This window comes from Lysinibacillus sp. FSL K6-1151 (genome assembly GCF_038630755.1).
GTDB classification, from domain to species: domain Bacteria; phylum Bacillota; class Bacilli; order Bacillales_A; family Planococcaceae; genus Lysinibacillus; species Lysinibacillus fusiformis_D.
On the sequence record NZ_CP152040.1, the window covers coordinates 4,396,800 to 4,414,059 of the forward strand.

A 17,260-nucleotide genomic window follows, 5' to 3' on the forward strand; every position below is an offset into this window, starting at 1 on the left:
AGATTTTTGGTCATTTTTTACATAAAAGTACTCTTTTAGACAATCATATCTATTGAGGGATTTTGGTGCAACTAAAAATAGCAACCCTTAGCTAGGTCCATAGCTTTGGGTTGCCTTTTTAGTTTTTCTTTATTGATAAAATGGTTTTACATTGTATCCGCTTTTCTCCAAGTGATAGCGAATATTTTTATCGACTAGGAAGTGACCAGAACCAACTACAACAAAGTACTTACCTTCTTTTTCTTCAAGTACATTCATGATTTTCTTTGCCATTTGTTCATCACGTAAACCAAATAGCATTTTATTGAATTCTGATGATGTACCTTCCATTGCTTGGAAGCTTTTTGCGAACTCCTCAACATTCCCTTTATTCCAGCTTGTAAACCACTCTTTAAGAATTTTTGATTGATTTTCATCAGAAGGACTGATGATACTATCCAACACTGCGACTAATGACTGCTCCTGTGCTTCTGGTGATAATGCATCAAACATATCAACTTGTGCTTTTACTCCTTCTAATTCAATGACTGGCTTTTGTTGCAACTGTGCATTCAATAAGAAGTATACATCAATACCATGCATCGTCATCTCTTGTGGCGTCAATCCAAAGGAATCGTCCATTGCCAGCATTGATAATGCACTAGATAGCATCCAAGGCTTTTGCATTGTCAGCTGATCCATCGGAAGATCGTAAAGCTTTGCAACTTGCTCAAGCTTTGCATATGTTTCTGGTGCCACAGCATCTTTCAATGTTTTACCTTCTGTATACAGTGCCTTTTCTGAATAATATTCAAGTGCTTTTGTATCCAAAATATTTGCCTCAACTAATAGCGCATCCGATTCATTGAACGCTGTTACTAATTTTTTATCGAAAGGATATAAGTCTGTTGTGCCTAGATGGATGGATCCTAATAAGTACACAGTCGTATCCTCATCCTCTACAATCCAGGCCACCCCCTTCGATCCTTGTTCTGCAAGGGCATATGTACTTTTAATGAAACGAACAGCTAGTATAACAGCCTGCTGTGTTGTTGCTTTTTTTTCTAAATGCAGTCCGTTTGGAGAACCTTGTAATATATTTTGTTCTTTCATAAATTGAATGGCATCTTTGCCAACAGGTAAATCATAGCGTGCTACGATATTGTACATGCGCTTCACAATATCACCACGTGTATTATCGTTCTTTACACTCACTGGCTTGTATTGTTTATTTTCAGCTAAACCTAGAGTAGCAATTTTCTTTTCTGTCAAAGCTAGTAATTTATTTACTTTATCCACCGAAATTTCTTCAAGGAAACCATCGTAATACCATTCCATAGGGAAAATACCATATTTTTCTCCCTCATTTAATGTTTCAATAGCCCACGGACTAATCGATGGAACTTGAGGCTGTAATTGCTCTTCAGCATGAATCACAGGTACAACCGTTGTCAGCATTAACGAAGCACCAAGCAATACTGCACTTGTTCGTTTCATCATCTTTTTCATCATACTCTTTTCTCTCCTATCTCCTATTTTATGTATCAACACCGCTTGAAATTATACCATATAAATAACAACTATATTATACTTAAATGTGAAAAAATTAACAAAATTGTATTACCATTAAAGTTATGTCGAAATAGTTATCTATAAGCTACGTAATGCGACGTAGTTAATGCCGTTCACGCAAATAAATAAGACGATGACAGCTATTTATGTCATCGTCTTACTTGTGTATAGTTTATTGAATAAATTTAGGATCTAATATACCTAAACCACTACCTTCAAGTTCAAATTTCACTTTTGAAGCTCCATCTAAATTAACATGAACCTTTACCTTGTCTTTGATTGCTCCACTATCATAAATCAATTTACCATCTGCGTAAATTTTCAAGAAACCTACTCCGAAAGAGTTAGCTGCTAACTTTTTAATTGGTGCCAAATTGGTTTCGAATCCTTTGTAATTTCCATTGGCTAAGTATTCCGCTGTATGGTCTTGAACAGCACCGCCCCCATGGTAACCACCAAGTTGATAAGAACGCTCAAACTTTTCACCCGTATGAATTACGATAGAACTTGGATTATGGAACAATGGGTCCTCATCACGCCCAATAGGTTTTACATCTTTCAAAGAGGTGAACTGGGGAACCTCACCAATATAAACGGATTTTGTTTTTCCGTCCCATGTTACCTTTTCACCTAAAGATTCCGCAACAAAGCGCATTGGAACATATATTGTACCTTGATAATTAAATCCAGATTGACCTTTTTGCGGCACTTTTTCAACCTTATTGACATAGTAATTGATTGGATCCTGATACACGCTGATCTTTTTCAAGTCGCTTGCCGCTTCCGTAGTTGAGAAGTACGTAAACGTCAAACCTCCTAATATAAAAAATCCTAAATAACTTGTTATTATCAATAACTTCTTCACAAAATCACTCCTTAAAATTAATATAGATATATGTAATTATACCAGAAATTTCATATAAATTTTATACCAGGATATTTTTAAACAAACTTTTTTTCTAGTAGAATTATTTTCTCTGTACTAGTTTATTTGTACGCTATTTGAATATTAATGGAAAAAACTCGAACCATAGCTAATGGATCGAGTTTTACAGCAATTTTATTTCTTCTGCTTATCAAATAATGTTCTTTTTGAAAATAGATGGTAGCACATCTAACAACCGTTCACGTGTGATAGGGTCACAATGATTCCATGTAAAATCTACGAAATGAGTCTTACCAGGAGTTAACTTGGCTAAAGTGACGATCTGTGGACATTGAGTAATCGTTTGTAGTTCTTGAGGAGAAGCCAAGATAAAATTACGTTCTCCAGCATAGTGATTTATTTGATGCTGCTGGATTTCTATCCATGCTTGCCCTTGCTCAATTAGGTGCATTACTTTGGGAGTTGGACGGAAGCCAAGTGATTCATACAAGCTAGCAGCCAATCCGGTCTGACACATAACGTAAAATTTTACACCAAGCTTGAGATAAACCGTAGCCGTCTCTCCAGCAACATAAGCATCCACTAATTGCCTACGTACCATTCTTACTTTTTCCTCATATGTAGTAATCCACTTCTCCGCCGCTTTACTCCGCTCAACTAGTTTAGCGATATATCGTAACCGCTCAAACAATCTAAACTTCTTGTCCAGTACAACAGTTGGAGCAAGCGCATCCAGTTCCTGCAAGTCTTGCGGATAATAGCTAAGCAATATGAACTCTGGTTGCAGCTGTGCTATTTTATCTGGATCTGCCCAATCCCCGATACTATGAATATTTCGCAATTTATTGTGATAAACCACGTTATCTCTCATGATGGAGATGGCTGCTCCTATAGGGGGTATGCCTAGAATGAGTAATTCCCCAAGTGTAAATTTTCCATCAGTCACAATACGTGTTGCACTTGTAGGAACAAGAACCCTTCTACCCAGTGAATCAATAACTGTTCTTTCTGGCGTATGAAGATGAATGTTTGCATATTCACGTGGGGTGTTTCCAGTTAATTTATGAAAGCACCGACTGAAATAGTATTCATCTTTAAAACCAATTTGTCGAGCTATTTTGCTCAATGGATCGGTCGTATTACGTAGAAGTTCTTTTGCCTGATTTATACGTAAATGAGCCACATAATCAGTCGGCTTTTTGCCAGTCAACGTTTTAAACTTTTGACTATATTGCCATCTCACCATTCCAGCCATGTTAGCCAGTTGTTCTACTGTCAAGTCCTCATCATAGTGCTGTTCTATGTACTGTACAGTTTTTTGAACCAATTGTATCTTTTCTTCATTCAACAACTCGTTAGCTTGCTCATCTAACTGGACCATCATAGCTAGTATCTGCTGAAGTCTACCTTGCATCATCGCCATTCCTGATGTAGATAGAGAGGAACAAAACTGATTATTTATCCATGCTTCATTTCCTAATACTTGCTTGACTTGAGAAAATAACAGATTATAGGGATAACCACAAAGTAGGGGTGGATGGGCAACCTGGTTCAACGTCATCCCTTCCACTTTAAAAGTTTCAAAGGTAAAGTGTGCCAGCTGTGCCTCTTTGTTACTTGATTCTACAGTGTAGCTTTGTGTAGGTAAAATTAGAATGCAGCTTCCTTGTCGTAGATCAATAGCCATTTTGTCTACATACAGCCGTATGCCATGACTCAGTGCTATTAATAATGCGCATACATTTATTTCATTATCCTTTATTCCCTCATTGTAGCTACTAGCTAGCATTATTTGATCAACTTGAAATCGATCATAATGTTGTAGCCTAATATATAGGGGTGCTAGATTCATAAGCAACTCTCCAACCATTGAAAATGATTCTCATTATCGTTATTGTAACATATAATGACCCTCTATCAACTATTGTTTGAGTATGTACTATTTTAAAATACAAACAGTTTAAAAAATTGATTAGGTAAATACAATTTTTACTGTTTGTGCATCCATTCTGGTAACTTTTTATACAATTGCTCCAAAGCTAATAAATTATCTGTATTCCATTCATTAGGAACAACATAAACATTTCCCTTTTTGACTGCAGGTAAAGTTCCCCATATTGGGCTTTGTAGTAGTCGATCCGCCTCTGCTTCACTTTCACCATCCTCTTGTACAATGACAAACAAATGATCACCAGCAAACTCTGGAAGCACCTCTTCGGAAACCTCAAGGAAAGATACCCCTTCTACATCAATAATATTCTTCTGTACAGCTGGTGGGACGGCAAAACCGTTTTCTCCATATATAATGGCGCCAAAGTTACGATCGCCCATAACATAAAGTATTTTACCTAACTGGTAGAATACCGTTGCGGTCTCCCCTTTTGCTAATTGAAGCTTATCAAACATTTCTTTAGATTGCGTTTCAAACTTAGCAATCATTTTACCCACTTCTTCCTGTTTACCCGAGATATTGCCCATCTCCTTTACACGTTCTGTATAAGGAAGAGCTGGGTTAAAGGGAATAGTCGTTGCGATTTTTGACAATTCCTCGTTAAGATTTGGATCGGACTTGTAATAACCATTAATAATCAGATCAGGTTTTAAAGTCAGAATCGTCTCTAAGTTAGCAGGATTTCCAATATCAACGATGCCTTCAAGTTTATCTCCATAGTAACTTGCAGGATCTTGAGGAAGATTATTACCAACAAGGGGAATATCCATCGCCAAGAAATCACCCGTCGTCTGACCAATATAAACTACTCGTTTTGGATCTGCAGGTATTTCAACTTGTTCGCCTGTAATCGTTGTATATTGAACCGTTGTCTCACTTTCCTCTGCTTGCACATCAGATTGAGCTGTTTTCTCATTTTCCTTACCCTGCGCATCAGACGCACTGCCATTAGAATTACTGCATGCCGATAGCATCAACAGCAACAGAAGGAAACTCCCTCCCCATAGTATAAATTGCTTTCGTAGAAGCTTTTTCACATTTATTACCCCTTTCCTTTTTATCTTCAATTGAAAATGATTATCATTTACAGCACTATTATAGTTTGTATGAAAAGGGTAAACAATGGAAAAAACGCAATGATTTATTTGGATAAATGTCAATAGCTTCCCAAAAAAAACGCACGTTCTCTTATTTCACTTATTAAGTAGCAGAAAGAAGTTTTACATTTATTTAATTATCTCTACACAGCCATGTTTAATGACAATAACCCAGAAGAGTTTCAATAAAGTTGGATACTAATACGCAAACAGCAATAAGATTATTCAATTCAAATTTGATAAAAAATCTTGGGTTTTCTATTTAATTTCCTCAGCCAGCTCCAAAATAATTCCTTCTGGTCCGCGAACGTAGCATAATTTATAAGCATTTTCATAGTTAGATATCTCACCAATTAGTTCTGCGCCTTTCTTTGTCAATTTGGTAACAAGGGCTTCAATATCTTCAACAGCAAAGGCAATATGCTGGATACCCAGCGTATTTGCTAAAGGATGCCGTATCCCTATTTCATTTGTTGGCGCGTTAAATTTTACTAGTTCAATATTTGTATCACCATCTGGCGTTCGCAACATTACTATTTCTAAATTTGCGTCACTATCTGATAGTCGCCATATTGCCGTTTCCTCTTTAACGTCTTGAAGCCCTATTATCCGCTCCATCCTCTTTACCCACTCACCCTCCACTTTTCCTTCCCCTAGCATCTCAAGGCCAAATTCAAGGAAAAATGCTTTTGCTGCTGGAAGATCATTGACGATTATCCCCACATGATCGATCTTACGGATTTTCATATTTCATACCACCTTTCTCCTAATTTTAATAATTTCTTTTTGATTGTTGAATAGCTTTTCCCCTATACTCAACAAACTATCCACCATTGGCAAATATCTATAACTAACATGAACTAATAATCCTAAGTCTTAATCTTTTTCATCGTATATTTATGATAGTCCTTTTTACGAACAAAAACGTTTTTCTGAAACAACTCCATAGACCTTAAACATCTAATTTTTGATTAAGGGTGGTTTTAGAATCTTTTCATTTCCTCCAATAACAATCTACAAAAGAAGCCCATTACTTTTGTAGATTTAATACAGATAAACAATTTTTCACTTGATCATCTCTTTAACCCCTTGGACAATAGATTTTAAACTTATTATGTTAATTTAAAGAGGGAAAATCCCTAATACTACACAGACGATCATCATGACAATGGTAGAACCGAAAGCCCACTTTAAGAAGATACGTTGTAATGTGCCGAAATCCTCTCCAACCATACCTACTAATAAATAAGTAGATGGAACAAGTGGACTTAGAAGATGGACTGGCATCCCTAATAGAGAAGCTCTACCAATTAAGGCGGGGTCGATGCCATATACCGCTCCTGCCTTGGCAAGTAATGGCAGCACTCCATAGTAAAAGGCATCGTTGGACATAAAAAATGTAAAAGGTGCGCTAAGGATGGCTGTAACTACTGCAAAATGAGAACCCATTGCATCTGGAATATAATGAATTACTGAGTTTGCCATCGCATCTACCATTGCTGTTCCTGAAAGAATCCCTGTAAAAATCCCAGCTGCAAAAACCATTGAAACAACTGATAATGCATTGTCAGCATAATTCGCAATACGTTCCTTTTGGTCTTTCAATTTTGGATAGTTTACAGTAATCGCAATCGCAAAACCAAGCATGAATAATGTAACAGGTGGTAATAGCTCCATAATTAACGCTATTAAAAGAATGATTGTTAGTGCATAGTTAAAGATAATTAGTTTTGGACGTTTCAAAGAGTCATCTTCAACTGTAGCAGCAGGCTGAACTGCAGTTTCATAATCATATTCTATAACACCAATTCGCTTTCTCTCCTGTCTTCCGAACATAAATGCCATGAGCAGAACAAAGATAGCGCCGCCAATCATCGCGGGAATCACGGGTGTAAAAACTTCAGACATTTCAAGATTCAATGCTGTCATAACCCTTGCAGTTGGCCCTCCCCAAGGTAGGAGGTTCATAACACCTGAGGCTGAAACGGCAATACCGGCTAATACAATTGGTCGCATGCCAATTCTTTTATAAAGCGGTAAAAATGCTGAAATAGTAATCATGTAGGTTGTTGTACCATCACCATCTAAAGAAATCAGAAGGGCTAATACGGCTGTTCCGATGGCAATTTTTACAGGATCACCTTTTACTAACCTAAGAATTGTTTGAATGATTGGATCAAATACTCCAGCATCAATCAAAATACCAAAGAAAAGAATGGCAAATAAAATCATAATCCCGGTTGGAGCCACACTTTTAATCCCATCCAACATCATAGGACCCATTTCACTTCCGAATCCACCAATAACTGCAAACGTAATGGGAACTACAATTAATGCAATCATTGCTGTAAGACGACTAGTCATAATCAAAATCATAAATACTATTATCATTAAAAAACCTAAAATTGCTAGCATTCTAATCCCCCCAATGACCCTTTTAAGTTATTTATCAATTCTATAAATAACTAATTTTCCGAATATTAAACCTTATAGTAAAACAACATCGAGCAAATGTAATCGTTTTCAAATTAATGTTTATTAATTTCTTTATATCTATTACGTACATTTTGTTCACTAAAAGTAATACCTTCCATTTCAATAGCTTCTTAAGATGCCTATTGTACACATTAAAAATACCTCCCTTATCAAAGGGAGGCTATACATTTTGATGTTCTGTAAGGATTTTTTATTTCCTATGTTTGAACTTGTCTTTTTTATGCCGTCTGCTGTGATATTCCGTAGTATACTTTTATCACAACAAACTAAAGGAGTACATAAATGCTTGATTCTAATCCTAATTGGCTGGCACATTGCACAGAAATAAAAGATTTAGCCAAATCCTTATTTCAAAAGTCTACGATACATCTTGAAAGTGCGGCTCTCTTATTGATTACGGATGGCCAAACCACCCTGTCCATTAATGGGCACAAAGAGCATATTGTTTTTGGGCATTTGATTGCCCTCGAAAATGATGCGGTTATCCAACTTACAAATACAAACCGTCTTGATTTTTCAGGCTATTTAATTAGCTTTGCACTGTATGATACAGCAATGAAATTAACCCGTAAATGGTCTATCAATACAATGAATGGTTACTATATTCAGCGAGTGCCTGAAACGATCATAGCTGATATTCGGATGTCGCTCGCTAAAAATATAGACCCTCTCCATAACACCATTAAACAATTTATTTTATACAGTTTGTTGAAGGAGCTACAGCAAGAGCAATCAACAGATGAATACACACTTGAGGAAAGAATGGAACAGACAGTTATTTATATGCAAAAAAAATATAACCAAACAATGACAAGAGATGAACTAGCAGCCATCGCTGGATATAGCCCATGGTATTATTCGAGAAAGTTCATTGAGTTATATGATAAAACACCGATAGCTTATTTAATTAGTTATCGTATTTACCGTGCGCAAGAAATGCTATTAACAACAGATGATTTATCACAAAATGTCGCAAAAAAAGTTGGTTTTGATGATGTGCAGCACTTTAGTCGACAGTTTAAACGCATTGTAGGTCGTCCACCTAAGAAATTCAAAAAGACCGTTGGTGAATATCGTGTTTGCTTTCTATCACCTGCACACGCAGAAATTGCAATCGCATTAGGGGTTATACCAAATTGTGTTACTGTGACGAGCTCCCTCACTCCAAAATATCAAAAGAATCTTTTTCATGAAGTTGGTACAACCATCTTAGAAATGCCTCAATATGTGATTCAACAAGACATCATTGTACAACAGCAACCCGATTTAATTATCGGTGTCGACTTAACGGAAGAGACAAAACAACACTTCCAAACGATCGCACCTGTAATTACCGGGCTACCTTATGATTTAAATTCATCAATTCGTTACTTTGGTGAATTGTTTAATAAAGAGAATGAAGCTACACAAATTATTCACGAACTTACGACACATGTAGATGTTCTAAAAAATAAAATACAACACCATCTTGTAAAGAATGCTACTGTACTTTACTTACGTGTGGAGGAGTTGGGTTATCGCTATGTCGGTGAATCTTCTAGTGACTCCGCTACCCTTTTATATCAGGAACTTGGCTTAAAAATGCCTGAATCATTGCGCACAAATAAAAATAGTTTCAACATATGTTCTTTACAACAATTAGTGGTAGCCAATCCTACTTATTTGTTTATTGAAAAACGCATAATGGATTATTATACAGCCGACCTTAGCTTAGCTACTTTACAAAAAAGTGAGCAGTGGAAAAATTTAGATGCTGTGAAAAATAAACGTGTGTTTTATGTGGATACGGGTTTATGGATAAACAATTGCAGTGTGTTTGGCAAAAGAAAAATTATGCAACAGATTGAGCAGTCGATTTTGGATGGTGTTTGCCCTAAAACACAATAATCCAATTTTTAAGGCACTTTACGCTATAGTAGGCACTCTCATTCCCTGTTATTATTTGATAGTGATAATCATTATCAAATAAAAAGGAGCTATAATCAATGAAAAAAACGATGCAATATATACTTTTTATGTTAGTAGCTTTAACATTAGTTGCTTGCTCAAGCACTAATAAAGAGAGCGGAAATGAGACAAAGGGTCAAGAAGAACAAAGTGAGCCTACAACGAGTGTTGTAAAAGATGCCTATGGTGATGTCACGATCCCTACTGAACCTAAAAATATGTTAGTTCTTAGTTCTAACTATGCTGAAAACTTAATTGAAATCGGTGTAACGCCTCAAATGGTGACAGTTGTTGAAGAAATTGAACCTGAGTATCGCTTCAAATTATTCAATGACAACAATGTTAAAATTATTCCGACTGTGCAATATGAAGATAATTTAGAAGTTATTCTTGAAGCTGCACCAGATGTCATTATTGCTCAGGGTGCAGCGATTGATGCTAAAAAATACGAAGCTTTAAGTAAAATTGCTCCTACTGTTGCTGTTGAGGCAGGCGTTGCAATAGATGAATATGTTCCTGTGCTTGGTGAACTGTTCAAGAAAGAGAAAGAAGCTACACTTGCTCTCGAGAAGTATAGGGAAAAAATAGAAGAAACCAAAGAAAAACTACACGATGCTATAGGTGACGAAAAAATTCTTGTATTACGGGTAGAACAAAATCAATACCGTGTACTAGGCACTGAAAAAGGTAGCCCTGGTAGTGATATGCTATACACACAACTTGGGTTAAATATTCCAACTATGTTGAAAGATAATAATGAGTGGTTCACGCCCATTTCCTTAGAGGTTTTACCTGACATTGATGCAGACCATATTTTTGTCGAACAACGTCAAATGCAAAATTATAGTAGTGAACAATCTATGAAAGATTTAGAGAATAGCCCGATGTGGCAAGCAATGGATGCTGTGAAAATCGGCAATGTTTATCCATTAAAAACAGCAGATTACGTTGTAGGTGAAGGTTTAATTGGCTCTCCACTATTCCTTGATTATTTAGTTGAAAAGTTGGTGCCTTAAATGGAACAAGAGATTTATGATGTAATTATAATCGGTGGTGGGCCGGCTGGCATGTATGCTGCCTTTTACAGTGGCATGCGTGAAATGAAAACGAAAATTATCGAAGTAAAACAGGAATTAGGTGGTTTTATGCGCACCTATCCCGAGAAATTGGTATGGGATGTCGGTGGTATTGAACCTATTCGCTGTGAAGAAATTATTCATTCCTTAATCAAGCAAGCTATGACATTTAATCCAACAATCGTATTTGGTCAAGAAGTTGTTGGCATGGAAAAACGCGACGATGGCATTTTCGTCTTAACAGCTAAAACAGGCGAGAAACATTATACGAAAACGATTATTTTAGCTACAGGACGTGGTATTACACGCATTCAAAAATTAACGATTGAAGGCGCTGACCGTTATGAACTAAACAACCTTCACTATACGGTAACGAACATCAATAGGTTTAAAGATAAACGTGTACTCATTTCTGGTGGCGGCGACTCAGCTGTAGATTGGGCTATTGAAATGGCTCCTATTGCCAAAGAAGTATACGTTGTTCATAGACGAGATGACTTCAGTGCCTTTGAATCATCTGTAACACGCATGAAGTCTATCGCAACAACCTATGTTCCGTATACAGTTTCTCGTTTACATGGCAATGGCAATAAAATTGAACATGTCACATTACAGCAGGTTGATTCTAATGATATGACAAAAATTGAAGTAGATGAAGTGCTTGTCAATCACGGATTTGACCGACACTTTGGCGGCGCCATTTTAGATTGGGGCTTGGCCTCTGAAGAATGGGGCATTTCCGTTACTCCCAAAATGGGTACAAGCATGCCAGGCATCTTTGGCGCAGGCGATATTGTAACGAATGAAGGGAAAATAAGACTGATTGCAGGCGCATTTAACGATGCTGTCCTCGCTGTCAATAGCGCCAAATTATACATTGACCCTACAGAATCAAAAATGGCAGGCGTATCTTCTCATAATGACCGCTTCGCTGAAAAAAATGAAGCGTTACAACAAAAGAATAAAGCTGTAACTACACATAAATAATTAGCTAATACCTTCCCCATTAGATAAACAAATCATCTGTTTATCTAATGGGGTTTTTTATTGAAGCAAGAAAGGTCTTCGTGGAGCTTAAGAAAAACGCAACTGCTTGAAGTTTTACTTTATTGTTTTTGTACTAATTCAATAATTTGTTCTGCCATGTGCTCTGCTTGATGGATAACAGAGATTGGATCTGCTGAGAAGAAGTACGTCCCATCGAATGTAATCACTTTATTATTTTTCACAACCTCTAAATTATCCCATGTAGAAGTCGTTTCGTATTTTTGACCATAATCTAAAACACCTACATAATCACCTACATAGTCACCTACCGTTTCCCATGAAATACGTTGCTTCTGCCAATCTCCCTTGCTATCTTCAATTAGCTTTTGTATAGATGTTGGTGCTGTAAGTTTTAACAAATCATACATCGCTTCACCACCTGAGTTACCACTAGGAATCACAACAATCTCTTTGTCTGTTAACGTAAAGAGTGAGAATGTTATGCCTTCTGGGATTACGGCTTTGATTTTTTCTTCAGCTACCTTTGCACGCGCCGTATAATCTGCCATAAACTTCTTCGCCTCTTCTTGGTGATTTAACATTTCGCCAATTGCTAAAATTTCTGCTTCCACACTATCGTAGCTATCCGTACTGAACACAATAGTAGGTGCAATTTTTTCATATTGTTTTATATTTTCCTCTGCAAACGTAATAATTAAATCTGGTTTTAGACTAGTAGCTGTTTCTAAAGATACAGTATCTTCATTCCCAAGATCTACAATGTCCTGCCCCTGATAGTAATCCTTTAAAAATTCACCATAATCAATGACCTTTGTCGTTGAAGCAACTGGTACAATGCCTACAGCTAATACGTGACCTAAATCCCAATCCACAATAACACGTTGTGGGTCTATGGGAACTTCTACTTCACGTCCTACCGAATCTGTTACAATACGTGTTGTTACAGTCGTTGTAGATTCCTTGTCATCCTTTGTACCTTCTGTTTTACTACCACAAGCTGCCATTATTAGCAGTAGACTCATTACCAACATTACTAGAACGGCTTTTTTTATGTATTTATTCATAATCCTTCTCCTTTAAATACTAATTGTTCCCTATTATATTGAAAATGATAATCATTTTCAATTGTTGTAGCTGTAAAAAAGTTTGCTCCAATAATATTCACCTATTAGACTTGATAAACAGGAATGATTAATCCAAACATGTTATATATGAATTTCTTTTCTTAACATCCTTTATCCAGTTTTTAATTTGGTTAATCATGTAATAATACCCACCCTAATAAATAAGAAGAATTTGCTTCTAGCTTTTCATATACAGCGTAATATAAAAAATAATTCCGATACCATTGAATTATGTAGATTACTGTCGAAATATACCTATATATAGTTGTGGGAGGAAGCAAATGATGAAGAGAATTTTACAGTTACGAAGCATTTCAAGAAAGTTAATGCTACTAATCACAATTATTATACTTGTAACAGTTGTGATTATCGGCTCAACAAGTTATGTTGTTGCCAAAAATCAGCTCTTAGAATCCGGTCAAAGAGAACTACAAAGCATCGTCAAGGGGGCTTATACTTCATTAGAACTGATTAATGAAGAAGTGGAAATTGGCAAAATAACACTAGAGGAAGGTAAAGAACAAGCGAGAATTATTCTAAATGGGCCAGTAAATGAAAATGGAGAGTACGATTATCAAAAGTCCCATTTTACTTACAAAGAAAATGGTTATATATTAGCTTTTGACGAGGATTTAGTGTTACAACTCCATCCCTCTAAAATAGGTGGAGCTCCTGTCGATGATCTCAACAGAAGTAATCGAGAAAAGATCGTTGCAGGCGGCAAGTCCGAAAATGAATCAGATCGCTATGTCGTTTATTCTGATAAACAGCCAGATGGTTCTTTTAAAGATAAAACAGCCTATACAGAATATTTTGAGCCTTGGGGTTGGACTCTTGGAATTGCTGTTTTTCAAGATGAATTTTATGAAGGATTAAACATCTTACAATATATTATCTTTGGTGCAACAATTGTACTCATTATTTTAAGTTCAATTGTGTTTTATTTAGGTATTCGGAGGAAATTAAATACACTAAAAGAAGTAGCTGAAGCATCAACAAAAATTGCTGATGGTCATATAATTGTTACCAATCTACCTGAATCAAGTGATGAAATTGGGCAACTTGCGACTGCTTTTAATAAAATGTCACAGCAATTACGTACACTCGTCGAAAAGACTAAAAATACTAGTGAACATTTATTGGATTCAGCGACCAACTTATCAGCAATTTCAGAAGAAACATCTGCTAGTAGTGATGAAGTTGGTAGAGCAGTTAACGAAATTGCTACTGGTACACAAGAACAAGCCCATGATTTGGACAAGATAAACCGAACAGTAGAGCTATTATCAAGCTCGATAGAAACTACGGAAAAACAAAGTAAAGTGATGTACGACATTACAAAACATGCTGAAAAAATATCAGCCGAGGGAATTGCAATAGTTCATCAATTACAACAATCCAATACTGATTCATTGGCAGCATCAGAAGAAGTCAGTTATGAGATTAAAAATTTAAATAGTAAAATCAATCAAATCACACAGGTAATGGAAACAATTGAAACAATCGCTGAACAGACGAATTTACTCGCTTTAAACGCAAGCATTGAAGCAGCAAGAGCTGGTGAGTATGGTAGAGGTTTTTCAGTTGTTGCCGATGAAATAAGGAAACTAGCAGAACAATCGAAAAATGCTACTCACCAAGTACAAGGAGTGGTTTCATCCATTGTTTCAGAAACAACTAAAACAGTTGAAACTGTAGAAGGAACAATGGAGACTGCTAAAAAGTTAAATGATGATGTAGTGCTAACACAAAGTAAATTCAATCAAATGTCTGATTCTGTTAAGCAAATTGTGGAATCGATATTAGCAGTTAATAAAGAAATGGACGTTATGACCTCCTATAATAAGTTGATGAGTGAAGGAATCGAAAGTGCGTCCAGCGTATCAGAACAGACGGCCGCTTCCGTACAGGAAATTGCTGCTTCCATAGATGAGCACATTAAAGCAATTGCTGATGTTGCTAATGCTGCTGAAAAACTAACGGAATTAAATCGTGAATTAAATTCTTTAATGGAGCGATATACTTTATAAAAAGGTAGCGATGTTATGAATATGGTTTAAAATGACTACAAAAGATAACTGGTTTCAATACTTTACAAGGTATTGAAGGTATTCCAAAGTTTTTGGAACTCTTGATGAAACATATAATAGATTATAATACCAAAGCATCGAATCAAATGATTCGATGCTTTTATTTTGTAGGTTGATTTCTATTAAAATTGTAAGTAATTAAATCCTTCCAAAGCCCAACCTCTTGCTCGATTCCAAGTGCCTTCATCCATATTTAATGTATTCTTGAATCCTTTCTACTTGTATCATCAAAATAAGTTACCCAATGTTATTTTTGAAGGTTCTCAAAAAAAACAATTCTATTTCCAAATGGGTCTCCAATGCAAACTTCCTGAGAATTCCAAGGGGTTGTTTCGATGCCAGGACGCGTATATTTGTATTTCTTTGATATAAGGTTTGAATGGAGTAACTCTAGGTTTTCTACTTCAATTCTTATAGCACCTCCTGGACAGCAATCTCCATGATGTTCTGAAAGATGAATAATACAATTTCCATAAGAAATTTGCATGTATAAAGGTAGATCATCCTCAAATCGATGTTCCCAATCCAATGCAAACCCCAAAAATGTTAAATAAAATTCTTTCGCTTTCTCCTCATTAAAAATACGGAATATTGGTATGGTGCTTTTCATAAATATTTCAGATGTACTCATTACATACATCACCTTTCCTTAATTTTTTTCACTAAATGATACCATAAATATTCAATATTACTTGTGATTCTTCCTCCATTAAATGGCCCGATTGCGGTATAGTTAAGCAATATTTTCACCAAAACTTTAAGTAATGAACAAGCGTGTTAATTCCTACAAACTTTACAGCCATAATTGCAATTATAACTATAATACTTAATACTACCTCGGTATCTTTTATACCAAAATTAGCCATGTTATCACCCTTCCTTAAATCATATTTCCTCGTCAAACGATAAATTTATTGGCTCGTCCAGCAGTTCACCATGCATCTCTAAATTAGTTGTTGGAATACTTTCATTCACTTCTTCAAAAGTAAATTGATCTGCCCATACAGTTCCTTGTCCAGACAGGATGATACCAAACGAAATAACAGCACTTTGGGTTGGAACATCTAAAATAATAGAATAATGGTTCCAGTTTGTTGTTCCTTTAATGGGGCGATTACTCATATTATCAAATTGAAGAACATCTCCCATTGTGTCGTCTACTCGCATCCACATCCCAGCGTACGTATCTACCTCTTCTGTACGGATGAAACAAGAGAGTCTAATGCGCTTTCCAACAAACTGATTAGCCTTAAATGTTTGCATCATGGTAGCGAATTCAGTTGAATCTAACACTGTTTTGGATTTTAAATAACCTGATGCTTTCCCCTGATGAACAACTTCATGGTCAATTCCCATTTCGTAATTAAATGGATTTGATCCACTTAAAAACCAACCTTTCACCTTTGTATCCATATATGTTTCCTCCTTAATTTTAAGTACGTCTGACATCATTCTGCGATATTTGCCAGGTGGTAGCTTATAAATCTCTTTAAATGCTCTTGTAAATGATTCTTGTGATTCAAACTGATAATATAAAGCGATATCAAGAATGCGTTCACTTGTATAAAGTAAGGCGGAAGAAGCATTAGCCAATCTTCTTAACCGAATATATTCAGTTACTGTCATGCCAATCGTGGATTGGAATATTCGATGAAAGTGATACTTTGAAAAATTTGATTGTGCTGCTATATTTTCCAAAGTAAGTGGTTCGTATAGGTTTTCTTCCACATACAAAATGATTTTCTTAATTATAATTTCATGGTTATACAACGAAGGCACCTCCTTTAAATATAGGATATCAAGGTTCTTCATTCATTTTTTGATATATCTTGCGAAGTAATCGCTGCATCCTAAAAATCATTAAAAAGAGGTTGATGTAATATCAGCCTCTTTTTATATCTGCAACAATATTGGCCCGATTGTGGAATAAGAAAAGATCCTACGTATCAACACAGGATCTTTAATCAATCTTTATTTTAAATAAGCGAACTTTGTTATAAATGATCAATCTTTTTTATAAAATTACACCAAGAA

At 35.9% G+C, this 17,260-nt stretch carries 13 protein-coding genes and 1 pseudogene; 4 read left to right on the forward strand and 10 right to left on the reverse strand.

The window, feature by feature from the left end:
- Positions 1-129: 129 nt before the first annotated feature.
- The 6 genes from MHI04_RS21330 to MHI04_RS21355 form a co-directional block, all read right to left on the reverse strand.
- Positions 130-1,491 (reverse strand): TraB/GumN family protein, encoded by a 1,362-nt coding sequence (locus MHI04_RS21330; RefSeq protein ID WP_342535180.1) that lies wholly within the window; start codon positions 1,489-1,491, stop codon positions 130-132.
- A gap of 232 nt (positions 1,492-1,723) precedes the next feature.
- Entirely contained in the window at positions 1,724-2,416 is a 693-nt protein-coding gene (locus MHI04_RS21335) for a stalk domain-containing protein (RefSeq protein ID WP_036128827.1), read from the reverse strand.
- Between the two features lie 211 nt (positions 2,417-2,627).
- A complete protein-coding gene (locus MHI04_RS21340) occupies positions 2,628-4,289 on the reverse strand; it encodes an AraC family transcriptional regulator (RefSeq protein WP_342535182.1) in 1,662 nt (553 codons plus the stop codon).
- Positions 4,290-4,426: 137 nt separating this feature from the next.
- Complete coding sequence (locus tag MHI04_RS21345) at positions 4,427-5,425, reverse strand: ABC transporter substrate-binding protein (protein WP_340809600.1); 999 nt, start codon at positions 5,423-5,425, stop codon at positions 4,427-4,429.
- A 318-nt stretch (positions 5,426-5,743) separates the two neighbouring features.
- Positions 5,744-6,232 (reverse strand): VOC family protein, encoded by a 489-nt coding sequence (locus MHI04_RS21350; protein WP_036128833.1) that lies wholly within the window; start codon positions 6,230-6,232, stop codon positions 5,744-5,746.
- Between the two features lie 375 nt (positions 6,233-6,607).
- Complete coding sequence (locus MHI04_RS21355; RefSeq protein ID WP_340809601.1) at positions 6,608-7,900, reverse strand: CitMHS family transporter; 1,293 nt, start codon at positions 7,898-7,900, stop codon at positions 6,608-6,610.
- Between the two features lie 363 nt (positions 7,901-8,263).
- Here MHI04_RS21355 and MHI04_RS21360 point away from each other — a divergent pair, with 363 nt between their 5' ends.
- The 3 genes from MHI04_RS21360 to MHI04_RS21370 all read left to right on the forward strand — a co-directional run bounded on the left by MHI04_RS21360 (position 8,264) and on the right by MHI04_RS21370 (position 11,991).
- Positions 8,264-9,868, forward strand: coding sequence for a helix-turn-helix domain-containing protein (locus MHI04_RS21360; protein WP_342535183.1), 1,605 nt, complete (start codon positions 8,264-8,266; stop codon positions 9,866-9,868).
- 98 nt (positions 9,869-9,966) lie between these two features.
- Positions 9,967-10,944: an ABC transporter substrate-binding protein gene (locus MHI04_RS21365; protein ID WP_058845223.1), complete on the forward strand. Its 978-nt coding sequence runs from the start codon at positions 9,967-9,969 to the stop codon at positions 10,942-10,944.
- Positions 10,945-11,991: an NAD(P)/FAD-dependent oxidoreductase gene (locus MHI04_RS21370; RefSeq protein ID WP_340809603.1), complete on the forward strand. Its 1,047-nt coding sequence runs from the start codon at positions 10,945-10,947 to the stop codon at positions 11,989-11,991. It abuts the gene before it with no gap.
- A 119-nt stretch (positions 11,992-12,110) separates the two neighbouring features.
- Here MHI04_RS21370 and MHI04_RS21375 read toward each other — a convergent pair whose 3' ends face one another.
- On the reverse strand, positions 12,111-13,076 hold the full coding sequence (locus MHI04_RS21375; RefSeq protein WP_340809604.1) for an ABC transporter substrate-binding protein: 966 nt from the start codon (positions 13,074-13,076) through the stop codon (positions 12,111-12,113).
- A gap of 341 nt (positions 13,077-13,417) precedes the next feature.
- On the opposite strand from MHI04_RS21375, the gene MHI04_RS21380 reads away from it, so the two are divergent.
- Complete coding sequence (locus MHI04_RS21380; protein ID WP_036128840.1) at positions 13,418-15,166, forward strand: methyl-accepting chemotaxis protein; 1,749 nt, start codon at positions 13,418-13,420, stop codon at positions 15,164-15,166.
- A 178-nt stretch (positions 15,167-15,344) separates the two neighbouring features.
- Here MHI04_RS21380 and MHI04_RS21385 read toward each other — a convergent pair.
- The 3 genes and pseudogenes from MHI04_RS21385 to MHI04_RS21395 all read right to left on the reverse strand — a co-directional run.
- Positions 15,345-15,470: pseudogene (locus tag MHI04_RS21385) on the reverse strand (acetyltransferase); the annotation flags it as partial.
- A gap of 3 nt (positions 15,471-15,473) precedes the next feature.
- The gene (locus tag MHI04_RS21390) at positions 15,474-15,866 is read right to left on the reverse strand and encodes a VOC family protein (RefSeq protein WP_330493673.1); all 393 of its coding nucleotides are present in this window, start codon (positions 15,864-15,866) and stop codon (positions 15,474-15,476) included.
- 245 nt (positions 15,867-16,111) lie between these two features.
- Complete coding sequence (locus tag MHI04_RS21395) at positions 16,112-16,996, reverse strand: helix-turn-helix domain-containing protein (RefSeq protein WP_342535184.1); 885 nt, start codon at positions 16,994-16,996, stop codon at positions 16,112-16,114.
- Positions 16,997-17,260: the final 264 nt, after the last annotated feature.